This is a genomic window from Devosia algicola (assembly GCF_028816455.1).
Lineage (GTDB): Bacteria > Pseudomonadota > Alphaproteobacteria > Rhizobiales > Devosiaceae > Devosia > Devosia algicola.
The window spans coordinates 25318-42961 of record NZ_CP118246.1; the positions used below are offsets into that span (position 1 = coordinate 25318).

At 59.0% G+C, this 17644-nt stretch carries 22 protein-coding genes; 12 read left to right on the forward strand and 10 right to left on the reverse strand.

Annotated features, from left to right (window positions below; all coding sequences use genetic code 11):
• Positions 1-119: 119 nt before the first annotated feature.
• From PSQ19_RS00150 to PSQ19_RS00170, 5 genes are all read left to right on the forward strand, one after another.
• On the forward strand, positions 120-797 hold the full coding sequence (locus PSQ19_RS00150) for a response regulator transcription factor (RefSeq protein WP_282220759.1): 678 nt from the start codon (positions 120-122) through the stop codon (positions 795-797).
• Positions 790-1626 carry a sensor histidine kinase N-terminal domain-containing protein gene (locus tag PSQ19_RS00155; protein WP_282219098.1) on the forward strand — a complete coding sequence of 279 codons (837 nt, stop codon included), beginning with the start codon at positions 790-792 and terminating at the stop codon, positions 1624-1626. The genes PSQ19_RS00150 and PSQ19_RS00155 overlap by 8 nt, the downstream gene beginning before the upstream one ends.
• On the forward strand, positions 1586-2200 hold the full coding sequence (locus PSQ19_RS00160) for a sensor histidine kinase (RefSeq protein WP_282219099.1): 615 nt from the start codon (positions 1586-1588) through the stop codon (positions 2198-2200). Before PSQ19_RS00155 ends, PSQ19_RS00160 begins: the two co-directional genes overlap by 41 nt.
• Positions 2197-3255, forward strand: coding sequence for an ABC transporter substrate-binding protein (locus PSQ19_RS00165; protein WP_282219100.1), 1059 nt, complete (start codon positions 2197-2199; stop codon positions 3253-3255). The genes PSQ19_RS00160 and PSQ19_RS00165 overlap by 4 nt, the downstream gene beginning before the upstream one ends.
• Before the next feature lie 113 nt (positions 3256-3368).
• Positions 3369-4112: a glucosamine-6-phosphate deaminase gene (locus PSQ19_RS00170; RefSeq protein WP_282219101.1), complete on the forward strand. Its 744-nt coding sequence runs from the start codon at positions 3369-3371 to the stop codon at positions 4110-4112.
• Positions 4113-5104: 992 nt separating this feature from the next.
• Here PSQ19_RS00170 and PSQ19_RS19600 read toward each other — a convergent pair.
• From PSQ19_RS19600 to PSQ19_RS00190, 4 genes are all read right to left on the reverse strand, one after another.
• Positions 5105-5935 (reverse strand): DeoR/GlpR family DNA-binding transcription regulator, encoded by an 831-nt coding sequence (locus PSQ19_RS19600; RefSeq protein ID WP_407649051.1) that lies wholly within the window; start codon positions 5933-5935, stop codon positions 5105-5107.
• Positions 5932-6816, reverse strand: coding sequence for a hypothetical protein (locus tag PSQ19_RS00180; RefSeq protein WP_282219103.1), 885 nt, complete (start codon positions 6814-6816; stop codon positions 5932-5934). The genes PSQ19_RS19600 and PSQ19_RS00180 overlap by 4 nt, the downstream gene beginning before the upstream one ends.
• Before the next feature lie 170 nt (positions 6817-6986).
• Positions 6987-7505 carry an extracellular solute-binding protein gene (locus tag PSQ19_RS00185; RefSeq protein WP_282220760.1) on the reverse strand — a complete coding sequence of 173 codons (519 nt, stop codon included), beginning with the start codon at positions 7503-7505 and terminating at the stop codon, positions 6987-6989.
• Positions 7432-7980 (reverse strand): extracellular solute-binding protein, encoded by a 549-nt coding sequence (locus PSQ19_RS00190; RefSeq protein WP_282219104.1) that lies wholly within the window; start codon positions 7978-7980, stop codon positions 7432-7434. Before PSQ19_RS00190 ends, PSQ19_RS00185 begins: the two co-directional genes overlap by 74 nt.
• A 124-nt stretch (positions 7981-8104) precedes the next feature.
• On the opposite strand from PSQ19_RS00190, the gene PSQ19_RS00195 reads away from it, so the two are divergent.
• From PSQ19_RS00195 to PSQ19_RS00205, 3 genes are read left to right on the forward strand one after another with little or no spacing between them, the layout of a single operon-like run.
• A complete protein-coding gene (locus PSQ19_RS00195; RefSeq protein WP_282219105.1) occupies positions 8105-8779 on the forward strand; it encodes an ABC transporter ATP-binding protein in 675 nt (224 codons plus the stop codon).
• Entirely contained in the window at positions 8727-9161 is a 435-nt protein-coding gene (locus tag PSQ19_RS00200) for a TOBE domain-containing protein (protein ID WP_282220761.1), read from the forward strand. The genes PSQ19_RS00195 and PSQ19_RS00200 overlap by 53 nt, the downstream gene beginning before the upstream one ends.
• A gap of 5 nt (positions 9162-9166) precedes the next feature.
• Positions 9167-10807 carry an ABC transporter permease gene (locus tag PSQ19_RS00205; RefSeq protein WP_282219106.1) on the forward strand — a complete coding sequence of 547 codons (1641 nt, stop codon included), beginning with the start codon at positions 9167-9169 and terminating at the stop codon, positions 10805-10807.
• Positions 10808-10814: 7 nt separating this feature from the next.
• Here the strand turns inward: PSQ19_RS00205 and PSQ19_RS00210 are convergent, their stop codons facing one another.
• The 3 genes from PSQ19_RS00210 to PSQ19_RS00220 are packed head-to-tail and all read right to left on the reverse strand — an operon-like array spanning position 10815 to position 12039.
• Positions 10815-11207, reverse strand: coding sequence for an alpha/beta fold hydrolase (locus PSQ19_RS00210; RefSeq protein WP_282219107.1), 393 nt, complete (start codon positions 11205-11207; stop codon positions 10815-10817).
• A complete protein-coding gene (locus PSQ19_RS00215) occupies positions 11182-11697 on the reverse strand; it encodes an alpha/beta fold hydrolase (RefSeq protein ID WP_282219108.1) in 516 nt (171 codons plus the stop codon). The genes PSQ19_RS00210 and PSQ19_RS00215 overlap by 26 nt, the downstream gene beginning before the upstream one ends.
• Before the next feature lie 51 nt (positions 11698-11748).
• Positions 11749-12039, reverse strand: a complete 291-nt coding sequence (locus tag PSQ19_RS00220; protein ID WP_282219109.1) for a DUF4287 domain-containing protein — start codon at positions 12037-12039, stop codon at positions 11749-11751.
• A 538-nt stretch (positions 12040-12577) separates the two neighbouring features.
• On the opposite strand from PSQ19_RS00220, the gene PSQ19_RS00225 reads away from it, so the two are divergent.
• On the forward strand, positions 12578-13585 hold the full coding sequence (locus PSQ19_RS00225) for a YHYH protein (protein ID WP_282219110.1): 1008 nt from the start codon (positions 12578-12580) through the stop codon (positions 13583-13585).
• A gap of 143 nt (positions 13586-13728) precedes the next feature.
• On the opposite strand, the gene PSQ19_RS00230 is transcribed toward PSQ19_RS00225, so the two are convergent.
• The gene (locus tag PSQ19_RS00230) at positions 13729-14442 is read right to left on the reverse strand and encodes a Crp/Fnr family transcriptional regulator (protein ID WP_282219111.1); all 714 of its coding nucleotides are present in this window, start codon (positions 14440-14442) and stop codon (positions 13729-13731) included.
• A 209-nt stretch (positions 14443-14651) separates the two neighbouring features.
• On the opposite strand from PSQ19_RS00230, the gene PSQ19_RS00235 reads away from it, so the two are divergent.
• Positions 14652-15026: a response regulator gene (locus tag PSQ19_RS00235; protein WP_282219112.1), complete on the forward strand. Its 375-nt coding sequence runs from the start codon at positions 14652-14654 to the stop codon at positions 15024-15026.
• Between the two features lie 278 nt (positions 15027-15304).
• On the opposite strand, the gene PSQ19_RS00240 is transcribed toward PSQ19_RS00235, so the two are convergent.
• Together PSQ19_RS00240 and PSQ19_RS00245 are read right to left on the reverse strand one after the other, a co-directional pair.
• The gene (locus PSQ19_RS00240) at positions 15305-15481 is read right to left on the reverse strand and encodes a hypothetical protein (protein ID WP_282219113.1); all 177 of its coding nucleotides are present in this window, start codon (positions 15479-15481) and stop codon (positions 15305-15307) included.
• Between the two features lie 106 nt (positions 15482-15587).
• On the reverse strand, positions 15588-16454 hold the full coding sequence (locus tag PSQ19_RS00245; protein WP_282219114.1) for an NAD-dependent epimerase/dehydratase family protein: 867 nt from the start codon (positions 16452-16454) through the stop codon (positions 15588-15590).
• A gap of 225 nt (positions 16455-16679) precedes the next feature.
• Between PSQ19_RS00245 and PSQ19_RS00250 the strand changes: the two genes are divergently transcribed.
• Together PSQ19_RS00250 and PSQ19_RS00255 are read left to right on the forward strand one after the other, a co-directional pair.
• Positions 16680-17120 (forward strand): hypothetical protein, encoded by a 441-nt coding sequence (locus PSQ19_RS00250; RefSeq protein ID WP_282219115.1) that lies wholly within the window; start codon positions 16680-16682, stop codon positions 17118-17120.
• Positions 17121-17239: 119 nt separating this feature from the next.
• Positions 17240-17578, forward strand: coding sequence for an SH3 domain-containing protein (locus PSQ19_RS00255; protein ID WP_282219116.1), 339 nt, complete (start codon positions 17240-17242; stop codon positions 17576-17578).
• Positions 17579-17644 lie beyond the last annotated feature (66 nt).

Sequence of the window (17644 nt, forward strand, 5' to 3'; positions counted from 1 at the left end):
CTGCCAAGATCACTAGCAGCCGAACCTGTCACCAACCTGTCGTTTGGCCCGGTCCATTTCGCTTGCAAAGCCAATCGCACCTGGGATCAAATACGCCCACGCATGGGAGGGCGTCACCTATTCGCATACTGCTCGTTGAGGACACTCATGATGTCGCCGACGCCGTTGTCACCAGTTTCGGTCGGCGCGGCGATGCGGTCGATCATGCCCAGACCCGGCTGGAAGCCGACGATCTGCTGGCGGTGCAGCGCTATGATGTGATCATTCTCGATATCAACCTGCCCGATGGCGACGGTTTGAGCCTCTTGGCCGATCAGCGTCGTGAGGGTAACGCCACGCCGATATTGATGCTGACCGCGCGGCTCGAGGTCGATGATCGGGTTGCAGCGCTCGATCGGGGTGCCGACGACTATCTGGTAAAACCCTTCGATCTGCGCGAACTTGAAGCGCGGGTGCGCGCCCTGGCCCGTCGCGCCCTGCGCGATCCGGATGCAGGGTCGGTGATCAATTACGCCGATCTAAGCGTTGATCTGGCTGGGCAAACCGCCAGCCTTTCTGGCGCGGCGCTCACCCTGACCCGGCGCGAGTTCAGTCTGCTCGAGGCGCTGCTGGCCAGTCGCGGCCGTGTCATTTCCAAGGAACAGATTTTCGAGCGCATGTTCTCCTTTGATGAAACCGATGTCGGCATGAACGCCGTTGAAATCTACATTGCCCGCCTGCGCAAGAAACTTGAGGGCGGCCGGGTCGCCATCACCACCCTGCGCGGCCTGGGCTATCAATTGGTTGCCCATGAATAGGGCCACCGGCATTTTGACACGCACAACGCGCCAGCCACTGTCGCTGGCCGCGCGCCTGTTCATAGCCATCGGGCTCATCCTGCTGACGGGTGGGATTGTGGTTACGATTGCCGCCCTCGGCTATGGTCAACAGGCCGCACGCGATGCCTTCGACCGCCTGCTGGTGGGCGCCGCGACACAGATTTCCGCGTCGATTTCCATCGTTGATGGTGAACCGCTGGTCGATCTGCCAACCACAGCGCTCGGGCTGTTGGCGCTGGCCCGGCGGGACCGCATCGCCTATCGCGTCATCGGCCCCAAGGGCGATACATTGACCGGCTATGACGCCGTGCCCGTGCCCCAGGCACATGATGATATCAGTTTCTTTGACGGGCGGTTTACCGGCGCGCCCGCCCGTTACGTCGCGGTCCGCCGGCATTTTGCCGATCGTGGGTTTAGCGGCACGGTGACCACGATTGTGGGACACACAACCATTGCCCGCGAGGCACTGGCCTGGGATATCGCCCGCAACGCATGGGGTTTGTTGGGGGCCGCCGGACTTGGCATGGTGGCGCTTGCCGCCTTCTCCATCCGCTCGGCGCTGCACCCGCTACGGCGAATCGGCAATGATTTGCTCGAGCGCGATCCCAAGGACCTGACACCAATCGATGTGGCGGTACCCAGGGAACTTCACGCCATTGCCAGCGCCATCAATCGCTTCATGGTGCGGCTCAACCGACAAATATACGGCATGCAGAACCTGATTTCGGATTCCGCCCATCAATTGCGCACGCCCATCGCCGCGCTGCGTGCCCAGGCAGATCTTTGCAGCAGAAGAGACCGACCCTAAAAAACAGTCGGAAATCGTTCGGCGTATTCATGCCCGCTCGGTCGGCCTCAGCCGTCTGACCGACCAGATGCTCAACCGGGCGCTGGTGATCCACCGCGCCGATACCGCCATGCACGAAGTCATTGACCTTCGAAAAGTCGCCATGACGGCCACTGAGGTGTTTGACGATGGCAATCTGTTCGAAACCGGACAGATGCGTCTGGCGCTACCCCAGTCACCGGTGTGGGTGAAGGGGGATGCATTATCGCTCGAAGAAGCGGCAAAGAACCTGATCAGCAACGCTACCCGTCACGGCAAGGGCGCCGTCAAAATTGTGGTTTCCCGCGATGGGGATCAGGCCAGACTGGCGGTCCGCGATGAAGGCCCCGGCATGAGCGCCGACGAGGCCCGCCAATTCAGCCAACGTTTCCGGGCCAAGGACCAGCACCGCACCAATGGCACTGGAATCGGGCTTTCGATTGCCCGTGCCGTCGCCGATGCCCATGGTGCCGACCTGCTGGTTCACACCGCCCCCGGCAAGGGATTTGAGATTGCCATTCAAATGCTGGCCACCAAGTCAGGGGATGCCCAATGATGCGCCTGTTCTGGCTTTTGGTTGCACTTGTCGGTTGGTCGAGCGCGGCGCGCGCCCAGGAAGATACCGCCATTTTTGGTCGTGAAACCGCGAGCCGGACATTGCTGGTACGCAGCACCACCGACATCGACATTTTCAAGCCGGTCATTGACGCCTTTCTGGCCACGACGCCCGATTTGCGTATTTTTTACGAGCAATGGGGGTCCAACGACCTCGCCTCGCTCTCGGCCGACAATTGCGCAAGCGGCAGTGACAGCGCCGATCTGGTCATCAGTTCGGCGGTCGATCTGCAGGTGCAACTGGTCAATAATGGTTGTGCCACCGCCCACCATTCGCCCCAAACCGACGCGCTGCCAGCGGCGCGAAACTGGCGAAACGAAATTTTTGGCGTCACCCAGGAACCGGCTGTATTGATCTACAATACCCAACTGGTGTCGCCCGAGGAGGTACCCCAATCCCGGTTTGACCTGATCGATCTGCTGCGCCCCGACGATTCCCGCTTTGAGGGTCGGGTCGCCACCTATGATATTGAAGCCTCGGGACTGGGTTATCTGTTCGCCTTTGTCGATTCCCAGCAGGCCAATACCTTTGGACGGCTGCTGGAGGCCTTTGGGCGTTCGGGGGCAGTCGCGACCTGCTGTTCGGCCGAGCTGATCGACGCGGTCGCAGATGGTCGCTATCTGATCGCCTATAATGTCCTGGGCTCCTATGCGCTCGACCGCGCCAAACACGATCCGCGTATCGGGGTACGAGCGCCGACCGATTATACCTTGATGCTGTCGCGTGCCGCGCTGATCCCCAAAGGCGCTGAACATGCAGGTATGGCAGGCGCTTTCATCGATTTTATGCTCGCCAATGACGGGCAGGCGGCGCTGGCCGGTTCGCGCCTGATTGCCAAGATCGGCGCCAGCGATGGCGCTGACCTCGACCTGCCCGGTGGCGGGCCATCGAGCCTGCGCCCGATTGCCCTGTCACCGGTGCTGCTGGCGGGCCTCGACAAGCACAAGCGTCGAATATTCTTGGAACAATGGCGGCAAAACCTTCGCAAGCAATAGGGCGTTCGGGCCGGCCGCCAAGGCGTTGCATCGGCATGTGAATTGCCGGTTTTGCCGCTTTCGCCGATCACCGCCTTCGTGCCAGACTGTGCAAAAATCGCATCGGAGCCGGAATGGACATTGTAGCACATGGCGATAGTGCCGAACTCGGCGCCGCAGCGGCAACGCAGGGCGCCGATGCAATCTCGGCAGCGATTGCAGCCACTGGGGCCTGCGCCATCATCGTGGCGACCGGTGCCAGCCAGTTTGCCACGCTCGAAAGACTGGTGCAGGCCGACCTCGACTGGAGCCGGGTAACGGCCTTTCATCTCGACGAATATGTCGGCCTGTCCACGGACCACCCGGCAAGTTTCAGGCGCTATCTTCAGGAGCGTTTTGTTGATCGGTTGCCGGCCCTTGGCGAAATTGTGATGGTGGAAGGCGATGCCGCTGACCTCGAAGGAGAACTGGCGCGCCTGAACGCCCGAATTGGGGTTGAGACAATCGATGTGTGTTTTGCCGGGATCGGCGAAAACTGCCATCTGGCGTTTAACGATCCGCCCGCCAATTTCGATGTTGATGATCCCTATATTGTCGTGGCACTGGATGACGCCTGCCGACGCCAGCAAATGGGCGAGGGCTGGTTCAAGAGCGTTGATGCCGTGCCCGCTCGCGCCATATCGATGAGCATCCGCCAGATCATGAAATCGCGCCAGATCATTGTCTCGGTGCCCGACGCCCGCAAGGCCGAGGCCGTCCGCAACGCTGCGGAGGGCGGTATTTCCAATCTGTTCCCGGCCTCGATCTTGCAGCGCCACCAGAACACGACGCTGCATCTCGATCCGGCGTCGGCAAGTCGTTTGCGCCGGTCAAAATGAGAACCAGCCCGGGTCTGTTCGACCTGCAGGTCAACGGCTATGCGGGGGTCGATTTCAATGATCCCGACATTACACCATCGCGCCTCGATGAGGCGCTGGCCGCCATGCGCCTGTCGGGTGTGACCCAGTGCCTGCCCACGCTGATAACCGCTGAGGCTGACGCGCTAAAAGAGCGGTTTCGGGCGTTGGACGCGGCGGTTGCCGGCAGCAGGCTGGGCGCCGCCATGGTGCCCGGCTATCATCTCGAAGGCCCATTTCTCAACCCCGAGCCCGGTTTTGCCGGTTGTCACCCGGCCCAGGCCATGACCGATCCATCCATGGTGCTGCTCGATGAACTGGAGGGGCTGGTCGACCGACCGATATTGCTGGTTACACTGGCGCCCGAACGCGCTGGGGCGCCCGCTTTTATTCGTGCCCTGACCGCGCGCGGCAAAGTTGCTGCCGTGGCCCACTCGGCGGCCGGTTTCGCCGACATAGCGGCAGGTATTGAGGCCGGATTGACACTATCGACCCATCTCGGCAACGGCCTGCCGCAACAATTGCCCAAGCTGGAAAATCCCCTGTTGGCCCAACTTGGCGAGCCGCGACTGACGGCCTGCCTGATTGCCGATGGTCATCATCTGTCGCCGGGCGCGCTTGGCGCGATGGTGCGCATCAAGCGCCCACAAAACTGCATATTGGTGACCGATGCGGTGCTCGGTGCCGCAGCGTCACCCGGGCACTATGTTTTTGCCGGCATGGCGGTGGAACGCACCGAGGCGGGTGCCATGGTGCAGCCCGGTCAACCCAATCTGGCCGGGTCCGCCCTGTGTCTGGACCAGGCGGTGCGCAACATTGTGGACTGGTCAATCGCTTCAGCCGAAACCGCGATCGCCATGGCTGCCCAGCATCCGCGAATGGCCATGGAAAAAGCCCTTGTCAGCCACGGCCTGAGGCTCGACGCGGGTATCGTTCATTGGGATGATCAGGCTCATGCCAACCATCGGCGCGGCTTAGGGCAGGGCGATGACCCGCAGGCCCGACAGGATCGCTGGATCATCAAAACGGCCAGCGGGCGCGCCATTGGTGATCAACACATCGATGTCGGCTATTTGCGTCACCACGTGAGGCGCGCGGCGTCCGAATTTTTCATCGTGGGCCACGAGGATGACCTGCCGCGCACAGGGCAGGATAGAGCGCACCAGATCGACCTCCATCGGGTCAAATTCCTGCACCGTGCCCTCGCGGTCGATAGCGCTGGCGCCGATGATGGCGACATCGAACTTGAACCGCTGGCGGCTGTCATCGGCAAGGGTCAGGACCGAGGAATCCTTGTTGCGCACATAGCCGCCGTAAACATAGACAGTGGCGTCGGTCTTGAGCGCGCAGGAATGGGCCACTTCAAGATTAGGCGTGGCGATGAGAACGCCAGGATGACGGGCCAGCACTTCGTGCAGGGAATCAAAGGTTGTGCCCAGTCCGACGAAAACGGTGCCGCCGGGTGCCAAAAACTCTTCGAGCGCCGCCACCAGTTGGCGCTTGACCCCGACCTGCACGGCGTTGCGCTCATGATGGGTATGATGGGCGACGCCGGGAGACGCAAAGGCGCCGCCAAAACCCTTTTGCAAAAGACCTTGGGTTTCCAGCGTGCGCAAATCACGGCGAATGGTCTGGTAGGTGACATCGAACCGCTCGGCCAATTCGGCGACCGACGCTGCCCCATGGGTCCGCACCGCCTCAAGAATGGCCTGTCGACGCTCGCCGACCCGGCCATTGGCCGCTGGTGCATCCACCGGAATTTCTGCCGACTCGGTGCGCAATTGTGGGGTGGTCACTCCACTCATTTGAGGCGGACGCCGAGATAGCTGCGATCATCAGTCAACTGGGTGGCTGTCGTGCCCTTGGTGCTCATATAGCGGCCGATCTTGTGCACATCCTCGGCTTCGACCTCGTCAAATGCTGCCTCCCACGCGGCAACGCCAAACCCGGCCCCCGGCTTGAAATAGCCGTCCGAGAACAATTCGATCGTATCAATATCCGCCAGCGTGTAGCTGCGCGTTTCGACAAAACGCTGCGGCACGGCAAAGCCATCAATGCCACCATAGCCCAGCACCGGCTCGGTGACATTCTGGAACTTGCCTTGGCCATGCGAAATGCCGTGCTGGATCAGCAACAAGATCTCGGTATCGGGGACCTCGGGCAAATGCTCTCGGCAGGCCGCCAACGCGCGCCGCTCAATGGCGTCGACGATGGTCTGGGCCGCCGTTGGACTGCCCTCGGGTTGGTTGCGGGTGCCTTGCCACGTCATTGATGTTGCGTGGCTGTCGCACGCCTCGGGCGCAAGGCCCTGCGCCTCGAAATAATGCCATGTTTCGCGGCGCAAAATGGCGGTCACATCATCGAGCGGCTTGAGAACCTGCAATATGTCGGTGCCATTGATGCGAATGCCGCTATCGCCGACCGCCACCACTTCAAGCTGGGTCCCGAGCAACAGGGCCGCCATCACCGTGCAGCCACCGCGAAGTTTCCAGTCCGCCTCAACTGCCGCCAGCGCGCCGTGGGCAACATAGCCAGCATGAATGGCCTTGCCGAGATAATCGACAAAATGCTCGCCGCCCTGAAATTGCAGGCTCCGGCTGGTCGGAACGCCCCTGCGCCAGGAGGAAAATCTCGATGGCGCGCTGGACCGTGCGGGAGGCAAACTGGCCCGACAGCATGTCACCATAACGGGTGCCGTTGCGGTCGGTTACGCCATCAATGACGGCGTAACCCATGTTTGGCATGACCACCAGACTGTCTTCATTGGTCTCTGGATGTCCGAACTTCTTGCCCAGAGTAAATGCTTCAAGCTGATGCATGTGGTCCTGCTATAGTCTTATTGCCAAAATTGCCGGTCTATTCGCCGATAGCGGTGCGCCACTTGGCCAAGACGGCCTCGACACCACCGAAATCGCTCAATGGCTTGACACTGACCAGCGTCAGGTCAGACAGTTTTGGCGTGCCGGTTGGGCCGGCAACGTCGGTGCGAACCGAGCGGCGACCAATGTCCATGGCCAGCTTTTCCTGTGTCGATTTGGACATGGCCCAATCGATAAAGGCCTTGCCCCCTTCCGGGTTGGGACCGCCCTTGACCAGCGCTACGCCGTCCGGCGTTGCGGCGGTGCCGTCCGACAGGTGCACAATCGAGATCGGCGCGCCGCCCTGAACATATTCAAGCGCATTGTCTTCCAGCGTCAGCCCCATCGAGGTTTCGCCATCGGCCACGAAACGCGGCACGGCGCCCGACGAGTCAGTGAAGACAAAATTCTTGGCGATTGCCGCATATTCGTCCCACCCCTTGTCACCGAAGACGGTCAGCACCGTCTGGAGCTGCTGCATGGCCGAACCCGAACCATCGGCGCGGGCGCTGGCGATCTGGCCTTGCCACTTTGGATCGGCAAGGCTCGGCCCAGGTTTTTGGCGCTGTATCAAGCGGCTGCAGGTCGGTGTTGACCGCCAGCACATAAACCACCGCCGTATAGGGGGTCCATGATGCATCCTTGATGAATTGCGGGTCGATCATGTCAAATTCAGGCGGCGTGTAAGGCTCGAGCAAATCCTTGAGCCCGGTGAGCTGGCTGCCCGAAATCGACCAGATGACGTCGGCCGCCGGGGCGCCTGCTTCTGCCTGGACGCGCTTGCCAATGTCACCCGAGCCAAGTTTGACCACTTCGGCCTTGAGCCCGGTTTCCTGCTCGAAAATCGGCAGCAGCGTGTCAACGATGGACGATTTGTGCGCGGTGTAAACCACCACAGACCCTTCCTGGGCGAACGCCAGTGAGGTCAGGCAGGTGGATGCGATCAGTGCGGCGGACGATAGCGTCAAAAATGTACGTTTGCGAATGTTCATGTGAATCCTCCCGTTCGTTTTTGATCAAGATGAGATCGAAATGATCCTGAACCAAGCGAAAAAATGTTGCAATACGAAACTTGATTGGTGTCATATGGCGACAGGCGCCGGGGAGAGGGACCGCATGAGCTACTTGACGATTACCAATGCGACCAAGCAATTCGGCCCCAGCTTCATGGCGCTCAATGGCGTCTCAGTGCAGGTGGAGCAAGGCGAGTTTTTTACCCTTCTTGGTCCCAGCGGTTGCGGCAAGACCACCCTGCTGCGCTCCATAGCCGGGTTCAATGATCTCACCTCGGGCGACATCTCGCTCGATGGCTCGAACCTGCGCATCGTGCCGCCGCACCAACGCGATATTGGCATGGTTTTTCAGGACTATGCGGTGTTTCCCCATTTGAGCGTTTACGACAATGTCGCGTTTGGTCTGAAGCCGCGAAAAGTGCCGGCGGCCGAAATCAAGACCCGCGTGACCCAGGCGCTTGAGGCCGTACGACTGGGCGCCATGGCCGACCGCCTGCCCGCCGCCATGTCAGGCGGCCAGCAACAGCGCATCGGGCTGGCGCGCGCCATGGTTATCAATCCACGCCTGTTGCTCATGGATGAGCCGCTGTCCAATCTCGATGCCAAGCTGCGAATCGAGCCTGCGCGAGGAAATCCACGATATCCAGAAACAGGTGAATATCGCCACCATCTATGTGACCCACGACCAGGAAGAAGCGCTGGCGATTTCGGACCGCATTTGCGTGATGAATGCCGGCAGGATCGAGCAGGTCGGCACGCCCGAGGAAATCTATGGTAACCCGCAGACCCGGTTCGTTGCCGAATTTGTCGGCACGCTCAATGTTCTTACACCCGGGCAAAGCCGCGAGGCCTTGCTCAGCCATTTGGGGCTGACCGCATCAAAGGACGCCGCATGGGCGGTGCGCCCCGAACGCGTTGGCCTTGCCGAACCGGGCAGCGACGCCAACGGGAAGGCGGTGCTGACCGGCAAGGTCACCAAATATACCTATCTCGGCCGCGAGGCCCATGTGCAGGTCGAAACCCCGGCCGGGATCATTGTCGTGCAACTGGCCAATCCGGGCATTTCAGCGACACGCAGGGCCGGAGAAACCGTTTCGGTGCTGGTGCCGCGTGACGCGCCCATGGCATTTGGCGCCGATGGCGTCCGAATCACAGGGTGACCGGCATGCCACGCCTCAATTTCTGGACCGTGGTGATGATCCTGACCTGGGGCCTGCTGTTTGCGCTGCTGTTCATCCCGGTTGGCTCGGTGCTCCTTTCGAGCCTTTATGACCAAAGTGGCAATCTGACCGTTGCCAACTATCTGAAATTCCTTGGAGAGTCACGGTTTCATCAGGCCTTTGTCAATACGCTGGTCGTTGGTTTCGGCGGTCTGCTCGGGGCCTTGCTGCTCGGCTCGATCATGGCGTTCTGCGTGTCGCGCTTTGTCATCGGCGGCGGCAGATTTGTGTCGCTGCTGGCCATTCTGGCGCTGGTGTCGCCACCCTTTATTGGTGCCTATTCATGGATCGTGCTGTTCGGCGCCGGTGGCGTGGTGCGCGGCTTCATGCGCGATATGGGCGTCAACATGCCGCCGATCTATGGCGTAGGGGGCATTTTGATTGTCTTCTCGCTCAAATTCTATCCTTATGTATATCTGATGGTGTCGGGGGCCCTGAGCAACGTCAATCGTTCGCTCGAAGAAGCCGCCGAGGGGCTTGGCCTGACCCCGCTACAACGCACCTTCAAAATATCGTTTCCGATGGTGTTTCCAGCACTGAGCGCCGGTGGGCTGCTGGCGCTGATCCATGCCATTGCCGATTTCGGCACGCCGCGTCTGCTTGGGCGCGGCTATAATGTGCTGGCCACCGAAGCCTTTACGCTCTATTCGGCCGAGGTTGGCTCGAACATGTCGATGGCCACCACCATCAGTGTCATTCTGATCCTTGTGTCGATGGTGTTCGTCATGCTGCAACGCTACATGTCGCGGCGCAATGTTTACCACGGCAACATGATCAACAAGCCGACGCGCACAAAACTCACCGGCTGGCGCAATGTATTGGCGCATTTTGCCGTCTATTTTATTGGGCTCAGCGGGGCGATGCCCGTCATTATTTCGGTGATTTACTCGTTCCGCAAAACCAGCGGGCCGGTATTTCAGAACGGCTTTGCGCTGCAAAGCTATGAGCGCATCCTGTTCAATCTCGGCGATGTCGTGCGCAATTCGGTGACCTTTTCGGTCGCCGCGGTCGCCATGATCGTTGTTATCGGCACGGTGATCGGCGTGCTGGTGGCGCGCCGCACCAATTTCAACACCACCTTGCTCGATGGTGCTTTCATGGTGCCCTATGTGATGCCCGGTATTGTCATCGGTATCGCCTTCATCGCCGCCTTCAATACCGGCCCCATCATTCTGACTGGCACCGCAACCATCATCATCCTGTCGATCTTTATTCGCCGACTGCCCTATACGGTGCGCACAACCTCATCCTCGTTACGGCAGATTTCGCCCAGCATGGAAGAAGCGGCAGTCTCGCTGGGCTATAGCCCGTTCCAGGCCTTTATGCGCATCACCGTGCCGCTGATTGTCCCCGGTATCATTGCAGGCGGCATGCTCAGCTTCGTCACCGCGATCAACGAATTGTCGTCCTCGCTGGTGCTCTATGTCGGCAGCACCATGACCATGCCGGTGCGCATCTATTTGTTGATCCTAGACGGCGATTTCGGCACAGCGGCAGCGCTGTCCACCATATTGCTGCTTTTGAGCGGCACCGCCGTCTACATCGCCTTCCGCTTCATGGGCCGCAACGAACAGGCACTGCTGTAAGGGGGCATTAATCCTCCGCTGCCAAAAACACCGCAACAGCGCTTTGAAAAGCCTCGGGGGCATCTTCGTGCAGGAGATGGGAGGCATTGGGGACGGTCTGGTGGCTGGCGTCGGGCAACAGGTGTAACAGATGCTGGTTGAGACGGATAAAAATGGCGGGGCTTTCGGCGCCGCTTAGCAACAGAACCGGCTGGGTCACGCGGGCCACTTCCTGATCGCTCAGGGGCGGAAAACCGACGCCGAGCATTTGGGCACGATCGGGCGCTCGATTTTCCCAAACCTGTTCGTAGCGTTGCTTTGAGAGCGCCTTAAATCGTTTTTCACCGAGAACGCCGCACCCGAACGCCTCGATGGCCGCCCTATCATCGCCGCGCCTAAACGCTTTTTCGGCTGGCGCCATTGCGCCTACGGCCAGTTTGACAAGGGCGAGGGCCGTTTTGGGTGATTTGAAGAGGAGTTCGGAGCAGTTTGGCCGGTGTGGGCGGAAAGTCAAACAGCAGGGTGAGAACGGGCGGCTCGATCAGTACCAGACTTTTGCAAAGCTCCGGCTCTTGAATAGCCAGCTTGAGCGCAACAAAACCGCCCCAGGAATGGCCTGCAATGTGAGCCGGTCCCGCTTTCCTGTCTCTGATCAGGTCGGCCAGATCATCGACATGGACCTGCATCGGGTCATCGGCAGTGGGGTCGATGGGCGCGTTGGGCACGGCATAGCGGCGGCTATAGGCGATGGTACGGTAGGACGCGGCGAAAAAATCGAGCAGGCCGTTCCATGTACGCTGATCCGAAACGCCGCCGTGCACAAACACCAGCGTTTCCCCGTCGCCGCGCTCGGTATAGGCAAGCGTGGTGCCATCGCGCGTGACGATTGAACCCGACGAAAATTCCGCCATGGCCCCTTATACACCCATCGGACCAGATTCCGAATGCGGATCCCTATACCGTCACGAAGGTTTGGTTGCTACGCCATCGAGCCATAGCGTGTCGGCTTCGTCGCGATGCGATCCGGACGACCCCACATGCTTGGCGTCGATTTCCGGGCCTTTCTTGATTACATGTACCATGGCCATGCCATGTCCACGGCCAAGCCCGTAGTCGTCTTTCAACCAATCGAGGATGACTGTGGCCTTAACCGAGGGGTCGATGAAACCCTTGGCCCGGGCGAGGTCGACAATCTGCCTGGGTGTCAGGCCCGTCTTGTTTTCAACAGCGTCGAGATATGCTTGAAACGACATGATTGTAGTCCTTTCTTCATTAAAAAACTTGGGGTGGACCATTCTTCTTGAGAGGAGAATAGACAAGCCCTTGGCCTCGCGCCCGCTCAAGCAGATTGCCAATGGCGATGGGTACCGTTCCAAATTGCCGTAGCAAAGCGCACGTCGGGCTGCAAGGCGCGGCTTAAACGATGCTGCGTCGCGTCTGATTTCAGCAATGCGAGCGTGGAATGCAGACAGGCGGTTCACCTTGCCATGACCGTGAGTGCGTGCAGTTTCATAATCGCGGGTATGCGACCTGTACATCACTTGATCATTGCACCGATTCTATCGCGTTTTTGCTTGTTGGCCGAGACAATACCATGTTGCCCCCCACGATCGAGAAGGCGGGATGACGGGACTGTCATGTTCTTGCCCCGATGGTAATTTGCCCGGGTAGGGCGGAAATGTTAGGCTCTGGTGCCACATTGAGCCTGACCCGGCACCGCCACTCGGCGGCGCGCCTTCGCGCGATTTTTGGTGGGCATGGACAGTCAAGACATCAAGGATCGGGCAAGTCATGACCATATGGACGCAATACCGAAAGACTTCCCTGTCGGCACTGGCGGTGATGGCCGCGCTTGGGCTGGGCGGCGGATCGGCCTTTGGGCACGATGTAACCGAGCCGGCCGATACTGCCGCGGCCGTGGCGGCCGCCAAATGGAGCGACACTGTCACAATAAGTTTTGATGAAGCTGCAGCGACCTTCCGGTATCAGTCCAACGGCATCCCCGACCATGGCTTTGCCGAAAAATACCTGATCCCCAACGATGTGGGTTCAATGCCCTTTTCGGACAATACGGTCGACGAGTTCACTGTGGTCAACTCAGCCGACTATTTTACCGAAACCAGTGTTGACGCCACCATTACCACGCAGCCGCACTATAGCGACCAAGTCACCGACACTTCGCTGGGCCGCATCGGGGTCACCATCAGCGGCGCGCAACTCTTCAACGATTATGAAGATTTTGATCGGCAGATTGCCGCGCTCGATGACAATGTCACCCATGACCACGTGTCCTTTGTCGACGCGTGCAATGGCCACACGCTGGTGGACGGCACCAATTACCACTATCACGGCATTCCGCTATGCATTTCCCAAACGCTGGACCAGGCAGGCGAGCATTCCTCCATGCTCGGCGTTCTCGAAGATGGGTTTCCGGCATATAGCAACCAGGGCGCCGCCGGAGCCATCATGACCGATGGCGATCTGGACGAATGCAGTGGGCATTACGGTGAAACGCCGGAGTTCCCCGATGGCATCTATCACTACCACCTGACAGCCGATGAAGCGCCATACTCTGTTGATTGCTATCATGGCGAGGTTGCCGTTGCCGATGCCATGGCGGCCCCCGACAATGGTGGCGGTGGCGGGCCAGACCTCGCTGCTGCAGCCCAGACATTGGGTGTCGATGAAACGGCGTTACGCGACGCTCTGGGCATGCCCCCCGATTTCGCCAGTGCAGCGGAAACGCTTGGCATTTCGGTCGATGATCTCATGACGGCGCTGCCGGGGCCGCAGCAGTAAGATAACGCACCGGCACCGGCCGCTATGGGGCAGTCGGAGGAGCGCCGCTGTTCTACTTCGCTACAAGCTTATTGGCCGAGACAAATATCGTGCGGGCGGCAATGGGCGCCGGGGCACGGAAGGACCGGAATATGCTCTGCAAATCATCGCATCGGCCCGACAAGCCGCGCATATTCCTGCTCCGGAATGCCATAGGCATCAAGGGCAAAGTTTTCTAAAGCGGCGCGGTCACGAATGGTCAACATTCCTCGTTCAGAATAGACTAGATGATTACCCTCAAGCACATGTAGGGCGGTCGTAACACTCGGCCGTCTCACGGCCAGCATGATGGAAATATACTCGTGTGTGAGCGCTACTTCCCCATTCTCGGTGCGGTCATGACACATCAAAATCCACCGCGCCAATCGTTCCTCGATATGATGAACCGAATTCGAGAGCGCCGTGCAGGCTGTCTGTATTGCGAGTGTTTGCACGAAGCGCACAAACAATCTGCGAGCATCTGGCCTTGTGGTCAGAAATTGAACCAGCGCGCCCGCCTCGATACGATAGCCCTGGCCTTCGATCTGTATCAGGATGACATGAGGGGAGGTGTCGCACTCCATGACAGCAGCGGTTGGGATAATCCCATCTCGTCCCACTAGCCCGACCTCTGCACGTTGCCCCTCAGCCGAGACAGCCACTATAGAGCCGATGCCTGACTCCATGAAATAATAATACCCAATTGCCTGGTTCGGCTCGGATATACCGAGCCCCTTAGGTAACTCGACGTGTTCTAATAGTGGGGTAATGACCGCTAAGTCATCATCTGACAAATAACGTAGCAGGCGATTTCGAAAATCGGCTTGGTGCAGAGACAAGATGCTCTCCCCCGTTGGGGCAAGAGCAAACGCATTGTCTCTCAGCCGTCCGCGCCCGTAAACGTGCGAACGATGAATGCTTGTGCGCCCCTAACCGGCCCCCGGCAATGTCATCTATCGTACTAAGCCAGCACGATCAGATCTATCAAGCTACAACAAGTTCATGCCGCGTGAATATTTGGAGGTGCGGTTGGTAGACGGAGCCTATCATGGAAACCATCGGTAAAGGTCTGATCATCGTCGAGGATGAGCCGCTTATCTCGCTCATGATCGAAGATATTGCGCACGATTTGGGTTGGCTGGTTGTTGGCAGTGTCCACACCGAAGAAGATGCATTCCGACTTTTGGGACAATGCCAGCCCCGCGTTGCACTACTCGATATTAATCTCGGTCTCACCACCAGCCTAGCCGTGGCGTCCAGTTGCCAAGATCGTGGCATACCAGTCATTTTCATCACAGGATACACTGCCCGAGACGTTCCAAGTCAATGCGGGGGTGCCCCTATTCTGGCAAAACCTTTTTCACCATGCGATCTGGAACGGTCACTGAAGCGAATATTGACGCCGGAAAATTCTGCCGCGTAAATAAACCAGTTCGACGAGGAGTTAGCGATGCAGGAAATACCTCACATCGAATTAGCCTGCCCATCCTGTGGCACGAAAAACACGCTCGTATACGATGCGAGTGGCGAGCATGAGAAAATGAACTGCTCGAAGTGCGGCGCGGAATTAGGGCGGCTGGTTGATTTGCACCAGACCAGGGACATCGTTCGCTCAGTAAAACGAGAGATTTAGCGTACGTCCACTCACGCTCCATCCTCGCGGTGACGCGATCTGCCTGCATCTTGGTACGTGTACAAATCCTACTTCGCCACAAGCTTATTGGCCGAGATAAATATCGTGTTGGCGGCGCCGGGGACGATCGAGAAGGCGCAAGCCCGCCTGGGCGCTTTCTCATCAGCGGGAATGTGCAGCATGAGGGCGCCATCGTCACGCGCCGAGGCGGTGATCAGAAACGATATCCCATTGGGCAACGTCACCTTCGCCTCAGCATAGCTTGTTTCGCTGTTCTACCCGTTGTGCCGCGTACGAATATGGGCGCCTGCGCTCATCGGTTGTCCTTTCGCTCAGATATGTGTGCGGCGTTTACTGCCCGCCAACCTCATTGCGCCAGCTGAATTGGGGCGAGTAGCCGAGCAGGCGTTTGGCCTTTTCAATGGAAAGCAGGGTTCCGTTGGTGGTGATGTTGCCTTTTTGAGGAACGTCGGGAAAGACTTCGGCCAGAAGCGAGGTGTTGGAGCGGCTCATGACGCCATCGGCATTGGCGATGATGAAGGCTTCAAAGCCGGTAAATTCAGCCTGAATGGCGCGACGGACCGCCTGGGCACCATCGCGGGCATCAATATAGGCCCACAGGTTCCATTTGCGCTGTCGTGCGTCGCCATCAAAGCCGGGGAAGGCCTTATAGTCCTCGGGGTTCATCACATTGGAAAAGCGCAGGCCGACCATGCGCAAGTCCGGGTCCCAGCGGCAATACTGGGCTGCCATGGTTTCATCGAGCAATTTGCCCAGCGAATAGGCCGATTCAGGGCGCGGGAAATAGTCCTCGTCGACCGGGGCATAGGGCGGCGGATTGTCAAAGGGCAGGCCGAGTACGGTTTCGCTCGAGGCAAACACCACATTCTTGATGCCCGAGAGACGGCACGCTTCAAACACATTATAGGATGAGGGCACATTATTGGCGAAGGTCGCCGCGTTGGGCACCAGCCCCGGCGCCGGAATGGCCGCCAGATGTACCACCGCTTCAAACGGGCCCGAGCGTTCGTCGATGCCGCCGCTGATCGCGGTATAGACCTGGCCGAAATCGGTGAGGTCGACCTTGACGGTCTGGCAGATTTTTTCGGCTGGAATGTGCTGATCCAGGTTGAGCACGTCATAGCCGTGGGCCACCAGGTCCCTCAAAACGGCGCGCCCCAATTTGCCACTACCGCCCGTTACCAAAACTTTTGCCATACTGGCCTCCACAAAAATATCTGCACCGCTACCAGTGCCTTGGCGCCGAAAGTCGCACGGAATACGCGGCGCTGCCAAGTCGATCACAAAACTAAACAGATGATGAACGTGAGGCTCACGACCGGTTCAAGCCGGTGAGTGTCTTATGGCCATCAAGCAAGGCAAATAACGCCACGCCACCGGCCACGGAGCCGGTTTAACCAAACCAGATTGAGGAGACGAAAAATGAAAAAATCCAGCTTGATGATTACCATCGCCACCCTGGCCATGGCCCTGACAACGATACCCAGTTCGGCCCAGTTCGCCCGGCTCGCTGTGCCCGGCAAGCCCAACTATCCGCAGGCCTCGCCAGATTCGCCGCACTCCTGTGCCGATGAAATGGGCCATATGCGCCGCGTTTATCAGGCAGACATTGCCGACATCGAAAGCTGGCAGCAAGTCGTTCTGATCCCGGTTTGCGATGATCAGACCATGGTCAGCCGCACCAGCTACGGCTCCTTGTTTGTCGAGGGTAATGTTGGCCGCCTGCGCATGCCGATTGCCCGCAATTCGACACTGATGTCGGCATTGCGCGCCATGGATTATGACCAGTTTGATGTCGTCTCGCTGGGCTTCGGCGCCAATGACAGCATCCTGCTTTATGTGCATCAGCGGGACATGCGCTGATTTCGCCGGGAGCTTGCGGTTTGCATGAACGCTTTCTGAACACGCATTTCAGTCCGGGTTCAAACGGCAAACCGTAAGCTCTCATCATCAAGTCAAACGCATCGGTTGAGGGACAGCAAATGAACAAGAACCATGAAAAATTACTGGTCGCCACGCTCTGCGGCCTGATCATCACCGGCGCTGCCGCCTTTGCCGTGCAGCCTACCATGGCCGCCGGATATGGCGTTGACCATCTGGCCCGCGTCACCGGCGTTGCCCATTGGGACCAACTCAATGTGCGCAAATGGCCCGCCGCTTATTCCCGCAAGGTCGGGGCGCTGGCCCCTTATGCCCACGTCTGGATCGAGCGCTGTATCGAAGTTGAAAACAGCACCGACTGGTGCCTTGTCGAACGCAACAATACCAGGGGATGGGTCAATGGCCGCTATTTGCGCCTGGCCGACGATCACGACCTCTAGTCCAAACAGTTTCGCCGTGCCTCCCTCCCATGCATGTTGACTTTTCCGGTCTGGTGTTGTTCGCAG

Bases quoted from the DNA above. Each gene is read 5' to 3' on its own strand.
- PSQ19_RS00155 (WP_282219098.1), top strand. From the start codon at position 790: ATGAATAGGGCCACCGGCATTTTGACACGCACAACGCGCCAGCCACTG.
- PSQ19_RS00165 (WP_282219100.1), top strand. From the start codon at position 2,197: ATGATGCGCCTGTTCTGGCTTTTGGTTGCACTTGTCGGTTGGTCGAGC.
- PSQ19_RS00170 (WP_282219101.1), top strand. From the start codon at position 3,369: ATGGACATTGTAGCACATGGCGATAGTGCCGAACTCGGCGCCGCAGCG.
- PSQ19_RS19600 (WP_407649051.1), bottom strand. From the start codon at position 5,935: ATGAGTGGAGTGACCACCCCACAATTGCGCACCGAGTCGGCAGAAATT.
- PSQ19_RS00180 (WP_282219103.1), bottom strand. From the start codon at position 6,816: ATGGTGACATGCTGTCGGGCCAGTTTGCCTCCCGCACGGTCCAGCGCG.
- PSQ19_RS00190 (WP_282219104.1), bottom strand. From the start codon at position 7,980: ATGAACATTCGCAAACGTACATTTTTGACGCTATCGTCCGCCGCACTG.
- PSQ19_RS00195 (WP_282219105.1), top strand. From the start codon at position 8,105: ATGAGCTACTTGACGATTACCAATGCGACCAAGCAATTCGGCCCCAGC.
- PSQ19_RS00200 (WP_282220761.1), top strand. From the start codon at position 8,727: ATGAATGCCGGCAGGATCGAGCAGGTCGGCACGCCCGAGGAAATCTAT.
- PSQ19_RS00205 (WP_282219106.1), top strand. From the start codon at position 9,167: ATGCCACGCCTCAATTTCTGGACCGTGGTGATGATCCTGACCTGGGGC.
- PSQ19_RS00210 (WP_282219107.1), bottom strand. From the start codon at position 11,207: ATGGCGCCAGCCGAAAAAGCGTTTAGGCGCGGCGATGATAGGGCGGCC.
- PSQ19_RS00215 (WP_282219108.1), bottom strand. From the start codon at position 11,697: ATGGCGGAATTTTCGTCGGGTTCAATCGTCACGCGCGATGGCACCACG.
- PSQ19_RS00220 (WP_282219109.1), bottom strand. From the start codon at position 12,039: ATGTCGTTTCAAGCATATCTCGACGCTGTTGAAAACAAGACGGGCCTG.
- PSQ19_RS00225 (WP_282219110.1), top strand. From the start codon at position 12,578: ATGACCATATGGACGCAATACCGAAAGACTTCCCTGTCGGCACTGGCG.
- PSQ19_RS00235 (WP_282219112.1), top strand. From the start codon at position 14,652: ATGGAAACCATCGGTAAAGGTCTGATCATCGTCGAGGATGAGCCGCTT.
- PSQ19_RS00245 (WP_282219114.1), bottom strand. From the start codon at position 16,454: ATGGCAAAAGTTTTGGTAACGGGCGGTAGTGGCAAATTGGGGCGCGCC.
- PSQ19_RS00250 (WP_282219115.1), top strand. From the start codon at position 16,680: ATGAAAAAATCCAGCTTGATGATTACCATCGCCACCCTGGCCATGGCC.
- PSQ19_RS00255 (WP_282219116.1), top strand. From the start codon at position 17,240: ATGAACAAGAACCATGAAAAATTACTGGTCGCCACGCTCTGCGGCCTG.